At 73.3% G+C, this 19,009-nt stretch carries 16 protein-coding genes and 1 riboswitch; of the genes, 6 read left to right on the forward strand and 10 right to left on the reverse strand.

Annotation, left to right across the window (positions count from 1 at the left end; translation table 11 throughout):
- Positions 1-29 precede the first annotated feature (29 nt).
- Positions 30-920, forward strand: a complete 891-nt coding sequence (locus ACFWIA_RS00945) for a transcriptional regulator (RefSeq protein ID WP_386999016.1) — start codon at positions 30-32, stop codon at positions 918-920.
- Positions 921-1,066: 146 nt separating this feature from the next.
- On the opposite strand, the gene ACFWIA_RS00950 is transcribed toward ACFWIA_RS00945, so the two are convergent.
- The 5 genes from ACFWIA_RS00950 to ACFWIA_RS00970 form a co-directional block, all read right to left on the reverse strand.
- Complete coding sequence (locus ACFWIA_RS00950; protein ID WP_386999018.1) at positions 1,067-1,858, reverse strand: SDR family NAD(P)-dependent oxidoreductase; 792 nt, start codon at positions 1,856-1,858, stop codon at positions 1,067-1,069.
- Positions 1,859-1,940: 82 nt separating this feature from the next.
- The gene (locus tag ACFWIA_RS00955; protein WP_386999020.1) at positions 1,941-3,149 is read right to left on the reverse strand and encodes a serine hydrolase domain-containing protein; all 1,209 of its coding nucleotides are present in this window, start codon (positions 3,147-3,149) and stop codon (positions 1,941-1,943) included.
- A 49-nt stretch (positions 3,150-3,198) separates the two neighbouring features.
- Complete coding sequence (locus tag ACFWIA_RS00960) at positions 3,199-4,020, reverse strand: energy-coupling factor ABC transporter ATP-binding protein (protein WP_386999022.1); 822 nt, start codon at positions 4,018-4,020, stop codon at positions 3,199-3,201.
- A complete protein-coding gene (gene cbiQ, locus ACFWIA_RS00965; RefSeq protein ID WP_386999183.1) occupies positions 4,017-4,823 on the reverse strand; it encodes a cobalt ECF transporter T component CbiQ in 807 nt (268 codons plus the stop codon). Before cbiQ ends, ACFWIA_RS00960 begins: the two co-directional genes overlap by 4 nt.
- A 29-nt stretch (positions 4,824-4,852) precedes the next feature.
- Entirely contained in the window at positions 4,853-5,953 is a 1,101-nt protein-coding gene (locus tag ACFWIA_RS00970) for an energy-coupling factor ABC transporter permease (protein WP_386999024.1), read from the reverse strand.
- 300 nt (positions 5,954-6,253) lie between these two features.
- Between ACFWIA_RS00970 and ACFWIA_RS00975 the strand changes: the two genes are divergently transcribed.
- Positions 6,254-6,631, forward strand: coding sequence for an SsgA family sporulation/cell division regulator (locus ACFWIA_RS00975; protein WP_386999026.1), 378 nt, complete (start codon positions 6,254-6,256; stop codon positions 6,629-6,631).
- 21 nt (positions 6,632-6,652) lie between these two features.
- Here ACFWIA_RS00975 and ACFWIA_RS00980 read toward each other — a convergent pair whose 3' ends face one another.
- The 3 genes from ACFWIA_RS00980 to ACFWIA_RS00990 all read right to left on the reverse strand — a co-directional run bounded on the left by ACFWIA_RS00980 (position 6,653) and on the right by ACFWIA_RS00990 (position 10,548).
- Positions 6,653-7,228 carry a hypothetical protein gene (locus tag ACFWIA_RS00980; RefSeq protein ID WP_386999028.1) on the reverse strand — a complete coding sequence of 192 codons (576 nt, stop codon included), beginning with the start codon at positions 7,226-7,228 and terminating at the stop codon, positions 6,653-6,655.
- 286 nt (positions 7,229-7,514) lie between these two features.
- Positions 7,515-9,764, reverse strand: a complete 2,250-nt coding sequence (locus tag ACFWIA_RS00985) for an MMPL family transporter (RefSeq protein WP_386999030.1) — start codon at positions 9,762-9,764, stop codon at positions 7,515-7,517.
- Positions 9,765-9,957: 193 nt separating this feature from the next.
- The gene (locus tag ACFWIA_RS00990; protein ID WP_386999032.1) at positions 9,958-10,548 is read right to left on the reverse strand and encodes a TetR/AcrR family transcriptional regulator; all 591 of its coding nucleotides are present in this window, start codon (positions 10,546-10,548) and stop codon (positions 9,958-9,960) included.
- 188 nt (positions 10,549-10,736) lie between these two features.
- Here ACFWIA_RS00990 and ACFWIA_RS00995 point away from each other — a divergent pair, with 188 nt between their 5' ends.
- Together ACFWIA_RS00995 and ACFWIA_RS01000 are read left to right on the forward strand one after the other, a co-directional pair.
- Positions 10,737-14,306, forward strand: coding sequence for a S41 family peptidase (locus ACFWIA_RS00995; protein WP_386999185.1), 3,570 nt, complete (start codon positions 10,737-10,739; stop codon positions 14,304-14,306).
- A gap of 122 nt (positions 14,307-14,428) precedes the next feature.
- Positions 14,429-15,967 carry a flavin-containing monooxygenase gene (locus ACFWIA_RS01000; protein WP_386999035.1) on the forward strand — a complete coding sequence of 513 codons (1,539 nt, stop codon included), beginning with the start codon at positions 14,429-14,431 and terminating at the stop codon, positions 15,965-15,967.
- Here the strand turns inward: ACFWIA_RS01000 and ACFWIA_RS01005 are convergent.
- On the reverse strand, positions 15,955-16,758 hold the full coding sequence (locus tag ACFWIA_RS01005; protein ID WP_386999037.1) for an exodeoxyribonuclease III: 804 nt from the start codon (positions 16,756-16,758) through the stop codon (positions 15,955-15,957). The two genes, ACFWIA_RS01000 and ACFWIA_RS01005, sit on opposite strands and share 13 nt — an antisense overlap.
- Positions 16,759-16,847: 89 nt before the next feature.
- On the opposite strand from ACFWIA_RS01005, the gene ACFWIA_RS01010 reads away from it, so the two are divergent.
- On the forward strand, positions 16,848-17,357 hold the full coding sequence (locus tag ACFWIA_RS01010; RefSeq protein WP_386999039.1) for a GNAT family N-acetyltransferase: 510 nt from the start codon (positions 16,848-16,850) through the stop codon (positions 17,355-17,357).
- Between the two features lie 21 nt (positions 17,358-17,378).
- Here the strand turns inward: ACFWIA_RS01010 and ACFWIA_RS01015 are convergent, their stop codons facing one another.
- Entirely contained in the window at positions 17,379-18,209 is an 831-nt protein-coding gene (locus ACFWIA_RS01015) for a bifunctional 5,10-methylenetetrahydrofolate dehydrogenase/5,10-methenyltetrahydrofolate cyclohydrolase (RefSeq protein WP_386999041.1), read from the reverse strand.
- 58 nt (positions 18,210-18,267) lie between these two features.
- Positions 18,268-18,354: riboswitch (ZMP/ZTP riboswitch) on the reverse strand.
- A gap of 151 nt (positions 18,355-18,505) precedes the next feature.
- Between ACFWIA_RS01015 and ACFWIA_RS01020 the strand changes: the two genes are divergently transcribed.
- Positions 18,506-18,985 carry a hypothetical protein gene (locus ACFWIA_RS01020; RefSeq protein ID WP_386999043.1) on the forward strand — a complete coding sequence of 160 codons (480 nt, stop codon included), beginning with the start codon at positions 18,506-18,508 and terminating at the stop codon, positions 18,983-18,985.
- Positions 18,986-19,009 lie beyond the last annotated feature (24 nt).

A 19,009-nucleotide genomic window follows, 5' to 3' on the forward strand; every position in this document is an offset into this window, starting at 1 on the left:
TCCGATCAGGTGATGCACAGCGCATCGGAATGACGGATGTCGAACTCGTCACCAGGATGACCGACCGCCTGTGGAAGGTCTTCGAGGAGTTCGGCGGACGGCACACCCGGCCACTGGCAGCTCAGTTCCTCGTCAACACCGTTGCCCCCGGACTGCACACGCGCTCTCCCGACGCACCCCACCGCGCGATGCTGTCCGCAGCCGCCTTCCTCTGCTACCTGACGGGATGGATGGCGGAGGACGAGGCACTGCACGGCTTGGCACAGCGGTACTACGTGAAGGGGCTCGAACTCGCCCGAGAGGGCGGTGACCACCTCACGTACTGCCATGTCCTGCGGGGCATGTCCGTCCAAGCCGCCGACCTGGGTCACGGCCCGGACGCCGTCCGGCTGGCAGACGCCGCCGCAGCAGCCGCCCCCGCGACAGGTCCCCGCATGCGGGCGTTCTTCGCCGCACAGCGGGGATACGCCGCTGCCGTCGCGGGCGAGAGGCGGACGGCGCTGAACGGCATCCGGGAAACCGAGAAGTTCCTGGACATTGCGGACAGCGGTGCAGGGGGGTTCGGGGGATTCAGTTACTCCACCCTGGCCTACGCCACCTCACAAGTGCGTTATCACTCGGGTGACGTCAAGGGCAGCGTGGACTCGCTGAAACTCCATTTCCGTCTGCGGGACGAGAGCGACACCCCCAGGTCCGCCCTACGATTCAACGCTCTCCTCGCGCAGCGGCAACTGGAGATGGGTCACCTTGAGGAAGCCTGCACGACCTGGGGCGCCGTTCTCGACGGCTACCACGCGGTCCGATCCGGTCGCGCCGAACGGCACGCGGCGGAGATCCCCCGTCTTCTCCGCCCCCATCTCGCGCACCGCGCGGCCCGCGAGACCTCCGAAAGGGCCCGCCACACCATCAGGGCGCGTTGAGGCCCACCCCGCCGAACAGCGAACCCGCACCACAGCGCACCGAAGGGGCGCGGGGAACTGCGCGAGCAACCCCCACGCACCCGCGGCAGACCACAGACCCCCAGCGACCCCCGCCCCGCGCACCCCGCGCACCCCGCGCACCCGCGCTACCCGTGGGGTGCGACCCGCTGGAACGCCATGTTGACCGCGAGGATGCCGCCGTCCACCGGCAACGTCACGCCGGTGATCCACCCCGCATCCGCGGACGCGAGGAACGCCACCGCCGCCGCGACGTCCGCGGGCTCCCCCACCCGCCCCAGCGGGTACAACCGGCTGAACCGGTCCACGTCGTCCCCCCGTTCCGACCAGGCGGGCGTCCGCACCGTCCCGGGTGCGACGAGGTTGGCCCGCACCCCGCGCCCCGCACCGTGCCCCGCAAGGGTCCTGGTCAGCGAGACGAGCCCGGCCTTGGCCGCACTGTAAGCGTGGCCGCCGAAGTCCTGGAGGCCGTTCACGGAGCCGACGTTGACGATCGCCCCGCGTCCGGACGCCTCCAGCGAAGCCATCGCGGCCCGGGCGCAGCGGAACGCCCCGGTGAGCGTGACGTCCAGGCCGAGCGCCCACTCCTCGTCGGAGAGTTCCTCGATCCGCCCGGGCTCGTCCGCCGCGGCGAACGCGTTGTTGACCAGGACGTCCAGCGACCCGAACGACCCGACCGCCCGCTCGACGGCCCCCTCCGCATCGGCGCGTTGGCTCACGTCGCACCGCATGCCCTCGGCGACGGCACCCGTGTCCCGCAGTTCGGCCGCGAGCCGCTCGGCGGAGTCCGCGTCCACGTCCGTGACGAGGACGCGCGCCCCCTCCGCGGCGAACCGGCGGGCCGTCGCCGCACCGATCCCCCGCCCCGCGCCGGTGACCATGACCCCGTGTCCCTCGAACCTCCGTGCAGAAGCTGTCATGAACGGAACCTACCCGCCAAGATCGCTCGGGATCGAGCCCCCTGCGAGCACCTTCCGGTCGGACCCCGGTGCCCGCCGCGGTTCAGTCGGCGACGGCCGTCCGCACCGCGCGGACCAGCGCCTGGGCGCGGGGGTCGGAGGTGACCGACTTGCGCAGCCCGTTGGTCACGTAACCGAAGGCGATGCCGCTGTCCGGGTCGGCGAACCCTAGCGGGCCGCCCCGCCCGGGGTGCCCGAACGATCCGGCGCCGAGCAGCGGGGACGCGGGCCCGTGCAGCATGTACCCGGCGCCGAACCGGGTGTTGATGACGAGGACCCGGTCGGCCCCCGCGGACGCCTCGGTCCGGGCGAGGTCCACCGTTTCGGGGGTGAACAGCCGCGGCCGGCCGTCGACCGGTCCGATCAGCGCCGCGTAGAAGCGGGACAGCGCCCGGGCCGTCATGATCCCGTTCGAGGCGGGCAGCACGGCCGCCCGGTACGCGGGGTCGTTCTCGTCGGGCACCGGGGTGATCGCCCCGAAGGTGCGCCGGGTGAGCGACCCGGGGTCGGCGTACGCGGCGGAGACGCTGCGCCGGGGCCGCAGCCGGGGCCCGTCGGACGCGGTGGCGGGCGCCTCGCTGGCACCCACCCGGCCGACCCGGTGGGCCTCGCCGGGCGGCAGTCCGACCCAGAGGTCGAGCCCGAGGGGCCGGGCGATGTGCTCGTCCACCCACGGCCCGAACGGCACCCCGGTGACCCGGCGGACGAGTTCGGCGGCCAGCCAGCCGTACGTGTGGGCGTGGTAGCCGTGGTCGGTGCCGGGTGTCCAGAACGGGCGCTGCGCGGCCACCGCGGCGGCGGTCAGTTCCGGGTCGGCGGCCTCGGCGGGGGTCAGCGGCCGGTCCAGCGCGGGGACGCCGGCGCGGTGCGCGAGCACGTGCCGCACCGTGGTGCCGTCCTTGCCCTCGGCCTTGTACTCGGGCCAGTACGCGGTGACGGGGGCGTCCAGGTCGAGCGCACCGCGCTGGTGGAGCAGCAGCAGGGCGGCGGCGGCCACGCCCTTCGTCGCGGAGCGCACGATCTGCGCGGTGTCCCGGGCCCAGGGCGCGCCGTCGGGGCCGCCGTCGAGGTCACGCGCGCCCGCCCACAGGTTGACGACCTGCTGGCCGTCGCGGTGCACGACGAGCGCCGCGCCGTGTTCGGCACGCTCGGTGAAGTTGCGTTCGAAGGCGTCCCGCACGCCCTCGAAGCCCTCGGCGACCGTGCCGTGGATGTGCGTGCCGGCTATCTGTGTGTCCGCTTCGGCGGCCATGGTGCTGTTCCCCCCGTACTCGGTGGCACCGCGTGTAACGCCCACCGGGTCAGGACGATTCCCGGTGCGGCCCCGGCCCGGTGACGGGCGGCGGCACCGCCCGGGGGTCGAAGCCGAACGGCAGCTCCAGACGGTGGCGGCGCAGCAGTTCCGGGTCCGTCAGTACGGCGCCGGTGGGGCCGTCGGCGACGATGACGCCCTCGCTGAGGACCACCGAGCGGGGGCAGAGTTCCAGGGCGTACGGGAGGTCGTGGGTGACCATCAGGACGGTGAGGTCCAGGGCGCGCAGGACGTCGGCGAGTTCGCGACGGGAGGCCGGGTCGAGGTGGGAGGAGGGTTCGTCCAGGACGAGGACCTCGGGGCGGGTGGCCAGGACCGTCGCCACGCAGACCCGGCGCCGCTGCCCGAGGGACAGGTGGTGCGGGGCGCGGTCCGCGTGGGCGCCCATGCCGACCAGGTCCAGGGCCTCGGCGACCCGGTCGGCGAGTTCCGCGCCGCGCAGCCCGGCGTTGGCGGGTCCGAACGCCACGTCCTCGCGCACGGTGGGCATGAACAGCTGGTCGTCCGGGTCCTGGAAGACGATGCCGACCCGACGGCGCACCTCCCGGACGGTGCGGGGGCCGATCGTCAGACCGGCGGCCCGCACGCTGCCCGCACCCGCGGTGAGCACGCCGTTCAGGTGCAGGACCAGGGTGGTCTTCCCGGCGCCGTTGGGTCCGAGCAGGGCGACCCGTTCGCCCCGTTCGACCCGCAGGTCCACCCCGTACAGGGCTTGGTGGCCGTCCGGGTAGGCATGGGCCAGCCCCCGGACGTCCAGTGAGGGCGGCGGCGCGGCGGGGGTGTCGGACGCGGGGTCCGGGTCCGGGGTCACCGGGCCCGCGCCAGGAGGCCCAGGACCACCGCGGCGGCGGGCAACGCCAGGGCGCGTACCCAATCCCCGCGCGCCCCACCGCCCTGCGCCCGGCCCCCGCGCCCCCGGTCCCGAGGCACCGCGGCCACCTCCCGGGCGGCCGGCAACGCACCCGTGTACCCGCGGCTGAGCATCGCCAGGTGCACCCGTTCCCCCCGTTCGTAGGCGCGGATGAACAGGGCCCCGGCCGTGTGCGCCAGGACCCCCCAGTGCCGTAGCCGGTTGCCCTCGAACCCCCGGGACAGCTGGGCGATCCGCATCCGTCGCAGTTCGTCGGCGATGACGTCCACGTACCGGACCATGAACGTCGCGATCTGGACGAGCGGCCCTGGCAGCCGCAGTCGTTCCAGGCCGGACAGCAGCTCCCGCAGGGGCGTGGTCGCGGCGAGCAGGACGGACGCGGCGACCCCGAGCGTGCCCTTGGCCAGCACGTTCCACGCACCCCACAGTCCGTCGACGCTGAGCGCGAGACCGAGGACCGTCACCCGGTCGCCCTCGGCCACGAAGGGCAGCAGTACCGCGAAAGCGAGGAAGGGCACCTCGATCAGCAGCCGCCGCAGCAGCGTGCCGGCCGGCACCCGGGCCAGCCGGGCGACGACGGCGAGCAGCACCGCGTATCCCAGGAACGCCTCCACGGCGGTCCGGGGCGTCGAGACGACGACCAGCACGAAGCAGAGCAGCGACGCGATCTTGGTGTGCGCCGGCAGGGCGTGGACCGGCGACGTCCCCGGCAGGTACAGCCCCCGCACGTGCCCCGCGCCCACGCCGGCCCCCGTCCCCGTGCCCATGCGCGTCACCGCTCCCGCACGTCCGCCGGGCCCCGTTCCGATCCCGGGTCCGGGCCGCCGCGCCGGCGCACCGCCCAGAAGATCCCGGTTCCGACGGCGACGGTGACGCCGACCCCGATGACCCCGGCGAGCCCGACGGACAGCCAGGTGTCGCCGAGGTCCCCGACCCCGTAGTCGGCGAGCGGGGAGTCCGCGGTGGCGTGGTCCCGCTCCTCCGCGTCGATGCCCTGGTCCGCGGCGACCTTCTCCAGGCCGTCCGACGCCCCGGAGGCGTAGAAGCTGAGCGCCCCGGCGAGCAGCAGGCTGACGGCGAGGCCGCCCGCCCACAGCCGCCGGCGGGAGGTCCGGGGAGTCGTGAGCGCGCTGGGTACGGGTGCGTCGACGAGTCGGCCGTCGATCCGGAGCTTCAGCGGTCGGCCGATGCTCCGCGCCCCGTGCACCAGGTCGGGTCGGACGGCGAGCACCGCGCCGACGGTCAGTGCGGTGATGGCCGCCTCGCCGAGTCCGATGAGCAGATGCACGCCGACCATGGCGGTGGCGACCTTGCCGAGCGGCACGTCCGTGGTGCCGCCGACCGCGTACAGCCCGGTGAAGGCGAGGGCGGCGGCCGGTACGGACAGGAGCGCGGCGACGAACGCGGACGCGGTGACGGCGCGGCGGCCCCGGGGCAGCACGGCCACCAGGGCGCGGAAGACGACGTATCCGGTGAGGACGGTGACCACGCCCATCACGGTGATGTTGACGCCGAGCGCGGTGAGCCCGCCGTCGGCGAACAGGACGCCCTGGAGCAGCAGGACGACCGACAGGCACAGGACCCCGGTCCAGGGGCCGACGAGGATCGCGGTGAGGGCGCCGCCCATCAGATGGCCGCTGGTCCCGGCGGCGACGGGGAAGTTCAGCATCTGGGCGGCGAACACGAAGGCGGCGACGAGCCCGGCGAGCGGCGCCAGCCGTTCGCCCCCGGTGGACGCGCCGGGGGCGCCGGGGCCCGGGGGCGCGTCCAGTTCGCGGCGGGCGCCCCGCAGGCTGACGGCCACGGCCCCCGCGGCGAACACGCCGGCGGCGACCGAGACGGGTGCGTCGAGGAATCCATCGGGCACGTGCATGAGCGGCCTCCGGCGTCGGGGAGTGCGCGGCACTGCAACGGGATGGGGGCCCGGTGAGCCGTCCGATGATGGCGCCGTTGCACAGACCCCGCAAGAGCGCCTGCCGTGCCGCCCCGACACCGGAGCCGGGACCCGCCCCGCCGCTGGCCGCCGCGGCAAGCAACCGGGAGCCGCCCCGGACCCCACCTCAGCCCCCGCCCCGTGACCCCGCCTCGGACCCCGTCTCGATCACCCCTGGTGCACATACAGGAAGATATGCGACATTGGGGGCGCAGAGCAGCGAGCGTGAGGAGTCGTCCGATGACCGCCGTCAAGGAGCGCGCCCGGGCCCATGTCGTCACGGACTCCGCGGGGGAACGTTCCGCCGTGCCCGTGTTCCTGTCCTACGACCCCGAGAACGACCCCGGAGCCGTGCACATGACCCTCCCGGCGAGCGTCGTCGGAGGGACCGCACCCGACGACTGGGTCTTCACCCGGGACCTGCTGGAACGCGGACTGACCGCACCGGTGGCCAACGGCCCGGTCAGCATCTGGCCGTGCGGGCGCGCGCAGGCGGTCGTGGAGCTGCACTCGGCCACGGGGGTGTCCCTGGTGCAGTTCGACTCGCGGGCGCTGATCCGCTTCCTGGGCCGGACCTATGCGGCGGTGGCCGCGGCGCGCGTCAGACGACTGGGCTGAGCCCGCCCGGCCACCACTCGGCTACCGCTCGGCGTCGAGCACGGTGACCGTTCCCGGCGCCCGTTCGGCGGCCGGTGCGTCCGGCACCTCGTACGTCACGTCGTACGTCACGATGTTGCCGAGGTCGGCCGCGAGCCCTCGGACCAGTTCCGCCAGGGCGCCGACCCAGCCGTCCGGCACGGGTGTCGGGGCCGTCACCGTCAGATGCAGGGTGTCGGAGGGTGCGGTGGCCGTACCGTCGGCCACCGCACCGCTGATCCCGAGGTACCGGGGCGCGGGATCGAGGTCCCGCAGGGCCCGGACGCGCACCCGTTCGCGCAGCGCGGGGCCGAGGTCGAGGAGTCCGTCCAGCGCCTCCCACACCAGGTGACCGGTGACGATCCGGACGTCCGCGCCGCGGGGCCGCGGGTCCAGCAGCCCCAGGAGTCCCAGCCGGAACAGCACCGCTTCCAGTTGGGAGGCGACGACGGACGAGGAGCGGGCCAGCTCGGTCAGGGTCAGGTGTTCGCCGCCCGCCCGGCGGTGGCGGGCCAGTGCGGTGACGATCCGCCCGGACGCGCCGGGGAACAGTGCGGAGACCGGTTCGGCGACGTTCATCAGGGCCTCCCGTGGCCGCGCCCGTCCCCGTACGTGTGCACGCCACCGGCTCCCCAAGGGGCGGGCACCGACCGGGGAGCAGGTGGCACGGGAAAAGCTATCGGAACGGTGCCGGTCGGGCCCACCGTCCACGGGCGGACACCGCCCGGGCGGAAGGCACTAGGCCAAAGGTCCCGAGCGCACCGCCCGCGCGGGGCGCACCGGGAAGGCGCACCGGACGCACGGACGGGGCCCCGGGCAGCGCCGCGTTCGCGCCGCCCGGGGCCCCGCACCGGTGGATCAGGGGTCAGACCCGGGCCAACTCCCGGTCGTCGTCCCCGCGGTCACCGCGGTGCTCGGTGTCGAGGTCCTTCAGGCCCTCGCCCTCCACGTCCACGTTGGGCAGCGCGCGGTCGAGCCACTTCGGCAGCCACCACGCCTTGTCGCCCAGCAGGGCGAGCACGGCCGGGACGATCGCCATCCGGACCACGAACGCGTCGAAGAAGACGGCGATCGCGAGACCGAACCCGATCATCTTGATCATCTGGTCGCTCGCCCCGATGAATCCGGCGAACACCGCGATCATGATCACCGCGGCGGCGGTCACGACCCGCGCCCCGTGCCGGAAGCCGGTCACGATGGCCTGGCCGGGCCGCTCCCCGTGCACGTACGCCTCGCGCATCCGGGTCACGAGGAACACCTCGTAGTCCATGGCAAGACCGAAGACCACGCCCACCATGAAGATCGGCATCATCGACATGATCGGGCCGGTCTCCTCGACCCCGAACAGCCCGCCGAGCCAGCCCCACTGGAAGACGGCGACGACGGCGCCGAGCGCGGCGAGCACCGAGAGCAGGAACCCGAGGGCGGCCTTCAGCGGCACGAGCAGCGACCGGAAGACGATGATCAGCAGCAGGAAGGCGAGGCCGACGACGAGCGCCAGGTACGGCAGCAGCGCGTCGTTGAGCTTCTCCGAGAAGTCGATGTTCATCGCCGTGGCACCGGAGACGAAGACCTCGGCATCGTGCTTCGACTCCAGGCCGACACCGGCGTCACGCATGGCGTGGACGATGTCCTCGGTCTCCGTGCTGCTCGGCTTGGAGTTCGGGATGACCGTGATCATCGCGGTGTCGCCGGCCTTGTTGAAGGTGGCCGGGGAGACGTTGACGACCCCGTCGACGCCCTCGATGGTCTTGCGGACCTCGTCGACGACGCCCTTCGCGTCGTCGACGCCACGCACGTCGGTGACGACCATCAGCGGACCGTTGAAGCCGGGGCCGAAGCCGTCCGACAGCATGTCGTACGCCTTGCGCTGCGTGGTGTCGGTCGGCTGCACGCCGTCGTCCGGCAGTCCGAGCGCCAGCGAACTGGCGGGCAGCGCCGCGGCACCGAGGCCGAGCACACCGATCAGCAGCACCGTGACCGGGCGGCGGAGGACGAACCGGGCCCACTTGGTGCCCAGGTTGACCTTCTCCGCGTCGGCGACCGGAGCCGGGGCGTCCGCGGCGTCCTTGGCCTTCTTGCCGCCGCGCAGCCGGCCCTTGGCGCTGGCCGGGCGGATCTTCCGCCCGGCGTAACCGAGCAGCGCGGGGATCATGGTGAGGGCGATGAGCACGGCGATGGCGACGGTCCCGGCGGCGGCCACACCCATCTTGGTGAGCACCGGGATGTTGACGACGGCCAGGCCGACCAGGGCGATCACCACGGTGAGACCGGCGAAGACCACCGCGGACCCGGCGGTGCCGACCGCACGTCCGGCCGCGTCCTCGCGCTCGCGTCCCTCGTCCAGTTCCGCGCGGTAGCGGGAGACGATGAACAGGGCGTAGTCGATGCCGACGGCGAGGCCGATCATCATCGCGAGGGTGGACGTGGTGGTGCCGAGGTCCAGCACCTTCGCGAGGGCGGCGATGGACGAGACGCCGATGCCGACGCCGATGAGGGCGGTCAGCAGCGGGAGACCGGCCGCGACGAGCGAGCCGAGGGTGATCACCAGGACCACCGCGGCGATGCCGATGCCGATGATCTCGGCGGTGCCGGTGTGCGGCATCGCCTGGAGGGCGTCACCGCCGACCTCGACGGTCAGTCCGCCGACCCGGGCGTCCTCGGTGGCCTTCTCCAGGGCGTCCCTGGAGTCGTCCTTGAGCTCCATGCCGTTGACCTTGTACGAGACCTGCGCGTACGCGATCTCGCCGTTCTCGCTCAAGGACTTGGTCGCGAACGGGTCGGTGGCGCTCGCCACCTGCTTGCCCGAGCTGAGCTCCTTGACGGTGTCCTGGACGACCGCCTTGTGCTCGCTGTCGGTCATCTTCTCGCCCTCGGGGGCCTTGAAGACGACCCGGGCGGTCGCGCCGTCAGCGGCGAAACCCGGGAACCGCTCGTCCAGCAGGTCGAAGGCGCGCTGCGCCTCCGTGCCGGGTATGGAGAAGGAGCCGGCCCCGGGGGCCGGTGCGGTGGCCGCGCCGACCCCCGCGAGGGTCAGCAGCGCCACCCAGAGGAGGGCGACGAAGTGCCGGCGCCGAAAGGCGAACCGGCCTACTTTGTACAGGAACGTGGCCACGACAGTGGTACTCCCGGTCAGGTCGTGTTGCTTACAGGGCAGGGATCACCAGCCCGACGACGTGAGCGGTCGCGTCAGGTGGAGCAGGGCGCAGCCCGACGGAGCGGGACGGAGCCCAGTGGTGCGTGGGGAGGTGGAGGTGCTGTGGACGGGACCGGGACCGTACGGAACCCGGGCCGCGACCAGGGGGTGTTCAGAGGCCGAGAGCGGGGATGATCACGGCGTCGATGTAGTCGAGGAGGTAACTCTGCGTGGGGGGTGACTCGTCGATCAGGGTGCGGGTGACGAAAGCGCCCAGCATCATGTGCATGACGTACCCCAGGGCGGGGTTGTCCGCACTGACCTCGCCGCGCTCGACGGCTCGGTTCAACACGGCGTCCAGCTCGGCGAGTTCCGGTTCGATGATGCGTTCCCGGAAGACCTGGAGGAGGTCGGGATCGGCGTGCACGGCCATGGCCAGGCCACGGATGAGCGCCGAGTCCTCTTCCATCTCGCAGTCGTCGGCACGCTGCACCATGGCGTGGAAGTCGCCGCGCAGCGAGCCGGTGTCGACCTCGCCGACATGGGTGTTCTGCCGTCGGCGCAACGCCTCGACGATCAGTCGGGGCTTGCTCCCCCACTGGCGGTAGAGGGTGGCCTTGCTGGATCGGGTGCGCGCCGCCACGGCGTCCATCGTCAACCCGTCGTACCCGACCTCACGCAACAGGTCGAGTACGGCGTCGTACAGCTCCGCCTCGCGCTCGGGGGTGATCCGGCTGCGGCGCGTCATCGTCACTTCGGCCATGATCCTCGTCCCCCTCCTGACCGCGCGGCGGCCTCCTGACCGCCGTCCTCGTTATACCCCCTCACGGGTACCCGGAACGACAGCCTCCTGATCGGTACGAAACCGTTTCGTACGCGTCTCACAGTACCGGACCCCACTAGCGAAACGAAACGGTTTCGTACGTGTCCTGCACCACAGCACGGCACGGCATGCCACGGCACGGCACGGGGCGGGCACGGCGCACCACGGCACAGGACGGCTCGGCGCGTCCCGGGGCACCGCACCGAGTTGCCGGTGCCGTGCCCCGGGAAAACCATGGAGGGGTGACCGACCCCACAGGCCAGCCACCGCGTCCCGTCCCCTCCGCCGCGGCGACCGCCGCCCCGCCCGCCTACCTGCGCTTCCCCCACCTCCACGGCGACCTGCTCACCTTCGTCGCCGAGGACGACCTCTGGCTGTCCCCGCTGCCCCGCGACGACCGGCCCGCGGACCGGGCCTGGCGGCTCACCGTCGACCGCACCCGGGCCGGCCACCCCCGCTTCTCCCCGGACGGCACCCAGATCGCGTACACCACCTGGCGCAGCCTCGACCCGGAGGTCCACCTCGTCCCCGTCGCGGGCGGCCCCGCCCGACGCCTCACCTACTGGGGCGCGCCCGACACCCGGGTCTGCGGATGGGCGCCCCCCGAGGCGAGCACCGGGGACGGGACCGGGGAGTGCGACGTGCTCGCGGTGGCCTCCCACGGCCAGCCCTTCAGCTACTTCGGCTGGGCGTACCGGCTGCCCACCGACGGATCACCGGGCGGACGACTGCCCTGGGGGCCCGTCAGCGACCTCGCGCTCGCCCCCCTCGACGGCGAACCGAAGACCCTGCTGCTCACCGGGAAGCCCCCGCACGAACCGGCGTCCTGGAAGCGGTACCGGGGCGGGGCGACCGGACGGCTGTGGCTGCACGGCGAACGTCTCCTCGAAGGGCTCGGCGGACACCTGGAGTCCCCGATGATCGTCGCCGGGCGGATCGCCTTCCTCTCCGACCACGAGGGCATCGGCAACCTCTACTCGTGCCGGCCCGACGGCACCGACCTGCGCCGCCACACCGACCACGACGCGTTCTACGCACGCAACGCCGCGAGCGACGGCGACCGCGTCGTCTACCAGTGCGCGGGCGCCCTGTGGCTCGTCGACGACCTCTCCCCCGGCGCGACGCCCCGCCGGCTCGACGTCCGGCTCGGCGGCCCGCGCGCCGGCCGCCGCACCCACCAGGTACCGGCCGCCCGCCACGTGGACGGCCTGTCGGTGGACGAGACCGGCCGGGCCAGCGCGGTCGTGGTGCGCGGCAGCCTCTACTGGCTCACCCACCGCGACGGCCCCGCGCGCACCCTCGCCGACACCCCCGGCGTCCGGGTGCGCCTGCCGGTCCTGCTCGGCTCCGGCGGCGGACGCGTCGCCTACGTGACCGACGCCGGGGGCGCCGACGCCGTCGAGATCGCGTACCTGCCGCGCGCCTCCGAGGAGCGCTCCCCCCGACGACTGGCCGTCGGGGCGCTCGGCCACGTCCAGGAACTCGTGCCCGACCCGGAGGGCGACCGGCTCGCGATCGCCGCGCACGACGGACGGCTGCTCCTGCTCGACACCGGCGAGGACGCGGCGGAACCGGACGGCGGGGCGGAACCGGACGGCGAGGCGGAACCGGACGGCGGGGCGGAACCGGACGGCGAGGCGGAGTCGGCAGGCGGCGGGGCGGCGGCGGAGGGCGGGGTGACGGAGCTGATCCGCTCGCTGAACGGCCCGGTCACCGACCTCGCGTTCTCCCCGGACGGGGCCTGGCTCACCTGGTCGCACCCCGGCATCGGACGCAGCCTCAGATCGATCAAGCTGGCCCGGGTCGCGGGGCCCGGAGCGGGGTCCGTCATCGACGTCACCCAGGGCCGCTTCGAGGACGAGAACCCCGTCTTCACCAGCGACGGCCGCTACCTCGCCTTCCTGTCCTGGCGCGGCTTCGACCCGGTCTACGACGTCCACACCGGCGATCTGTCGTTCCCCCTCGGCTGCCGCCCCTACCTGGTGCCGCTGTCCTCCGCGACCCCCTCGCCCTTCGCCCTGCTGCCCGACGGACGGCCCGCGGCGGGCGGCCTGGACCCGGCCGAGGAGGGCGAGCCGGTCGACGGCGGCGGCGCGGTCACCGTCGAGGCCGAAGGGCTGGAGAACCGGGTCACCCCCTTCCCGGCCCCCGCCTCCAAGTACTCCGCGCTGTGCCCGGTCGCCGGCGGCGGACTGGTCTGGCTGCGCTGGCCGATCTCCGGGGCGCTCGGCGAGACCTTCGCCAACCCCGCCGACACCTCCGGCCGCCCCACCCTCGAACACTTCGACATCACCAAGGCCAAACGGACCGAACTCGTCGCCCACCTCGACTGGTTCGCCGTCAGCGGCGACGGCACCCGACTGGTCGTCATGGACGAGGACGAACTGCGCGCCCAGCCCGCCACGGAACCCGGCGACGGCGACTCCACCGTCTGGATCGACCTGCGGCGCATCCTGCACGACGTCGACCCGCCCGCCGAATGGCGACAGGCGTACCGGGAGGCCGGACGGATCACCAGCGCCTACTACTGGGACCCGGACATGAGCGGCATCGACTGGGCGGCCGTCCTCGACCAGTACCGGCCCCTGGTCGACGCGGTCGCCACCCCCGACGAGTTCGCCGACCTGCTCCGCGAAGTCCTCGGCGAACTCGGCACCTCACACGCCTATGTGACGCCCGCCCGACGCAACGAGGGCCCCCCGCACTACCAGCGCCCCCAAGGGCTGCTCGGCGCGGACCTGGTCCGCCGCGACGAGGGCTGGCTCGTCGAACGCATCCTGCCCGGCGACTCGTCCGACTCCAGGGCCCGCTCCCCGCTCGCCGGCACCGGACTGCGCGAGGGCGCCGTCCTCACCCATGTCGACGGACGCCCGGTGGACCCGGTCGCCGGCCCGTTCCCGCTGCTCGACGCCGCCGGCGGCACGACCGTCGAGCTGACGTTCCGACCGGCCGGCGGCGAGGGGCCGGCCCGCCGGATCGCCGTGGTCCCGCTCGTCGACGACCGACCGCTGCGCTACCAGCACTGGGTGGCCAAACGGCGCGAGGTCGTCCGGCACCTGAGCGGCGGCAAGTGCGGCTACCTCCACATCCCCGACCTCGGCGGCTCCGGCTGGGCCCAGTTCAACCGCGACCTGCGGATGGAGGTGTCCCGCCCCGCGCTCATCGTGGACGTCCGGGGCAACGCGGGCGGCCACATCAGCGAACTCGTCGTCGAGAAGCTGACCCGCACCATCCTGGGCTGGGACCTGACCCGCAACGCCCAACCCGTCTCGTACGCCTCCAACGCACCCCGCGGACCCGTCGTCGCCCTCGCCGACGAAGCCACCTCCTCGGACGGCGACATGATCACCGCCGCGTTCAAACTTCTGGGCCTCGGGCCCGTGGTCGGCCAACGCACCTGGGGCGGGGTCGTCGGCATGACGGGCCGTCACCAACTGGGCGACGGCACCGTGATCACCGTCCCGATGAACGCCGCCTGGTTCGACGCGTACGGGTGGTCCGTGGAGAACCACGGCGTCGAACCCGACCTGGCGACCCTGCGCACCCCCCTGGACTGGGCCGAAGGACGGTACGCGGTCCTCGACGACGCGGTGGCCCTCGCCCTGGACCTGCTCGCCGGGCACCCGGCCGCCGCGCCCCCCGACCTCTCGGCCGTCCCCGACCGCTCCCGCCCGCCCCTGCCCCCGCGACCGGTGTGAACGGCGGGGATCCGTGAGCGGGGTCACCTGGCCCGCGCACCGTTCCGCCCGCGATGATGGGAGCGCACCGTCACCGGACCGCCGCCCGCGCGGACGCGGAGCAGGTTCACGGAGGCACCAGGATGACCGAGCACCGCCCACAACCGCACCCGCACGTCCGGGTCGCCGTGATCGGCAGCGGTTTCAGCGGACTCGGCGCGGCCGTCCGGCTGCGCCGCGAGGGCGTCACCGACTTCGTGGTCCTGGAACGCGCGGACGCCGTCGGCGGCACCTGGCGCGACAACACCTACCCCGGCAGCGCCTGCGACGTCCCCTCCCACCTGTACTCCTTCTCCTTCGCCCCGCACCCCGACTGGCCGCGCAGCTTCTCCGGCCACGAGGACATCCGCCGCTACCTGGAACACGTCACCGACACCTTCCGGCTCCGCCCCCACCTGAGGCTGCGCCACGAGGTGACCCGCGCCCGCTGGGACGAGGACCGACTGCACTGGCGACTGGAGACCACCGGCGGCACCCTCACCGCGGACCTCGTCGTCTCCGCGACCGGCCCGCTGTCCGACCCGTCGGTGCCGCAGGTCCCCGGCCTCGACACCTTCCCCGGCGAGGTGTTCCACTCCGCCCGCTGGAACCACGAGCACGACCTGCGCGGCGCGCGCGTCGCCGTGGTCGGCACCGGCGCCTCCGCCGTCCAGTTCGTCCCCGAGATCCAACCGCGGGTGGCCCGGCTCACCCTCTTCCAACGCACCCCGCCCTGGGTGCTGCCCCGCGCCGACCGCGAGATCGGCGCGGCCGAACGCCGACTGCACCGCACGCTGCCGTTCACCCTGCGACTGCGCCGGAGCGCACTGTGGGGGGTGCGCGAACTCCAGACGCACGCCTTCACCCGGTGGCCCGGCGAACTCGCCCTCGTCGAACGGAGCGCACGGCGCCACCTGGCCCGCGCCGTCGCCGACCCCGCCCTCCGGGCCCGGCTGACCCCCGACTACCGCATCGGCTGCAAACGCATCCTGCTGTCCAACGCGTACTACCCGGCGCTCGTCCGCCCCAACGTCCACGTCACCGGCGCCCTCGCCGAAGTCCGCGGCTCCACCCTGATCGCCGCCGACGGCACCGCCACCGAAGCCGACACCCTCGTCTTCGGCACCGGCTTCCGGGTCACGGACCTCCCCATCGCCGACCGGGTCGTCGGCCTCGGCGGCCGGACCCTCGCCCGGTCCTGGCAGGACGGCATGCACGCCCTCCGCGGCACCACCGCCACCGGGTTCCCCAACTGGCTCACCCTCATCGGCCCCAACACCGGCCTCGGGAACTCCTCGATGATCCTCATCATCGAGTCCCAACTGAACTACCTCGCCGACTTCCTCCGTCGACTGCGCACCCTGGGCGGCCGGGTCGCGCTCACCCCCCGCGCGGACGCCGTCGACGCCTGGAACGCCACCCTCCAACGACGGCTCGCGCGCACCGTCTGGAACACCGGCGGCTGCCGCAGCTGGTACCTCGACGCGCAGGGCCGCAACACCACCGTCTGGCCCGGCACCACCTCCGGGTTCCGCGCCGCCACCCGCCGCGTCGACCTCGGCGAGTACGAGGTGCTCCGCCCGGCCCGGACCTCCCCGGCCGGCCCCGCGGGAGCACCCCGCGCGGCGGCTCAGCTCCCGTAGACGACGGTGACCGGCGCGTGGTCCGACCAGCGCAGGTCATGGCTGGCGGCCCGCTCCACGGTCGCCTTGAGCGCCCGACCGGCGAGGCCGGCGCTGGCCATCTGGTAGTCGATGCGCCACCCGCTGTCGTTGTCGAACGCCCGGCCCCGGTAGGACCACCACGAGTACGGACCCGCCACCTCCGGGTGCAGGGCCCGGACCACGTCCACGTAACCGCCGTCGGCCGGGTCCAGCACCCGGTCCAGCCAGGCCCGCTCTTCGGGCAGGAAGCCGGAGTTCTTGGTGTTGCTCCGCCAGTTCTTGAGGTCCGCCTCGCGGTGCGCGATGTTCCAGTCCCCGCACACCAGCACCTCGCGCCCGTCGGCCGCCGCCCGCGCCCGCAGCTCCACCAGGTACGGCAGGAAGGCCGCCGTGAACCGTTCCTTCTCCGCCTGGCGCTCGGTGCCGACCTCACCGGACGGCAGATAGAGACTGGCGACGGTGACCCCCGGCAGGTCGACCTCCGCGTACCGTCCGCTGTCCTCGAACTCCGCCGTCCCGAAACCGATCCGCACCGCGTCCGGCTCCCGGCGGGTGAGCAGCGACACACCGGCCCGGCCCTTGGCGGCGGCCGGCGCGTGGACCACGTGCCACCCCTCGGGCGCGCGCACCGCCGCCGGCAGCTGCTCCGGCTCGGCCCGGACCTCCTGGAGGCACACCACGTCGGCGGCCGTCTGCGCGAGCCACTCCACGAAGCCCTTCTTCGCGGCGGCCCGCAGTCCGTTCACATTGACAGAGGTCACACTGAGCATTCCGGCAGATTACCGGCACACTGAACGGGGCCCGCGCCCGCCGCCGTGCACCCCCCCCCACCCGACCGCATAGAAGTACGATAACCCGCATGCATATACGTCAGGTCTCGTTCGGTCACGCCGACGCCGTGAAGCTCAACGACCGCGTCCAGCGCGAGTACGCCGAACGCTACGGCGACGAAGGCGACGTCACCCCCCTGGACCCCGCCATGTTCGCACCGCCGCACGGCCTCTACCTCATCGCGTACGACGAGAACGGCACCCCCCTCGCCACCGGCGGCTGGCGCCGCCAGGACACCAACCCCGAGGGGTACGCGGACGGCGACGCCGAGATCAAGCGGATGTACGTCACCCCCGAGGCCCGGGGCCGCGGACTGGCCCGCCGCCTCCTCGCCGCACTGGAGGCCGACGCCAGCGCGGCGGGCCGCACCCGCATGGTCCTCGAAACCGGCACCGAACAGCCCGAGGCCATCACCCTGTACGAGTCCAGCGGCTACGCGCCCTGCGCCAAGTTCGGCCACTACCGCCACAGCGAACTCAGCCGCTGCTACGCCAAACCCCTGGTCCCGACCCAGGGCCGAGGCGGCGACCCCGCCTGACGCGCACCGCGACCGGTACGGTCACCCGGCGCTCTGGCGTTCCGCGGCGTCCACCGTCTGGGCCAGCAGCACCGCGATGGTCATCGGCCCGACCCCGCCGGGCACCGGCGTGATCAGACCGGCTCGGGTGCGGGCCACGTCGAACTCCACGTCACCGACGTTGCCCGGGTTGTACCCGGCGTCGATCACCACCGCGCCCGGCTTGACGTCCGCCCCCCGGATCAGCTCGGGCACCCCCACCGCCGCCACCACGACGTCCGCCTCCCGGACGTGCGCGGACAGGTTCGCGGTACGGGAGTGGCAGTACGTCACCGTGGCGTCCCGACCGAGCAGCAGCATGCCCACCGGCTTGCCCAGGATCGCGCTGCGCCCCACCACGACCGCGTGCTTGCCGGCCAGTTCGACCTCGTACGCGGCGAGCAGCCGCATGATGCCGCCGGGGGTGCACGACGCGAAGCCGGGCAGCCCGAAGCCCATCGCGGCGAAGGAGTGCATCGTCACCCCGTCGACGTCCTTCTCCGGCGCGATGGCCTCGAACGCCGCCCGCTCGTCGATGTGCCGTCCGGCGGGGTGCTGGAGCAGGATGCCGTGCACGTTGGGGTCGTGGGACAACGCGGTGAGCGTGTCGACGAGTTCCGCGGTGGTGGTGTCGGCGGGCAGCCCGACGTGCCGGGACACCACCCCGGCCTTGGCACTGCGGTTCTGCTTCATCCGTACGTACGTGACCGAGGCGGGGTCGTCGCCCACCAGTACGGTCGCCAGGCACGGGGCGGTTCCGGTGCGGCGGGTGAGTGCGGCGGCTCTGGCTGCGGTCTCGTCGACGAGGCGTCGGGCGAGGCCGGTGCCGTCCATGAGTCGCGCTGTCGGTGTCGGGGACGTAGGGGACACGGTCGCCTCCCAGGCGTGGTGGACCACTTGCCCAGGCGCACGGCATCGACGCTGTCGTCAGGCCGCTCCCCGGTGGTGCCCCACCCAAGCGCCAGTCACGGCCCACTAGGCACAGTAGTGGACACCCCCACCCCCCACGCAGTGGCGTACACCACTCCCGCCCGCAGCCCCGGCCGCCCTCGGCGCTCCTTGCGCCCACCTCGCCGCACCGCTCGTGTGGGTGATGGCACCCCGATGAGTTTCGAAGTAGTTTCAAAGTCATGACCACTGAGGGCCTTGCTGTGAACTTCTCCGAACTGGTGAACAAGAACAAACAGACGCTCGCCCGACTCCAGGAATCACCGAGATTGCTGCTGCACCGCAGAGACGGCGAGGATCTGGTCCTCACCACCGCGACACGGGCCGAGCAGGACCAGACTGTGGTGTCGGCAGCCACGCGGATGCTGGTCGCGATGGCGCGCCGAGAGCCCGGGAGCATGGAACTGCTCCTCGACATACTGCCGGACGCCTTCCCCTGGGTGCGCTTCCTGCCCGACGCCGATCTGCACGCCTTCGCGGTCGAACTGGTCGACACCATGCGTGCCGCCGACTCCCTCGGCAACAACGCGTCCGTCGCCCACCTGCTCATCGCCTGGCAGCACACGGCCGAGGTGCACTCCGATCCCGAGTTGCTGGCCGCGCTGACCCGGGACCACGGCGAGGACTACGGCCCGACACCCGACCCGCGGGGCACCGCGTGACCGCGGGCCGCGGCGACCGCGCCG

Origin of the sequence: Streptomyces sp. NPDC127068, assembly GCF_042724695.1 — a bacterium.
Taxonomy (GTDB): domain Bacteria; phylum Actinomycetota; class Actinomycetes; order Streptomycetales; family Streptomycetaceae; genus Streptomyces.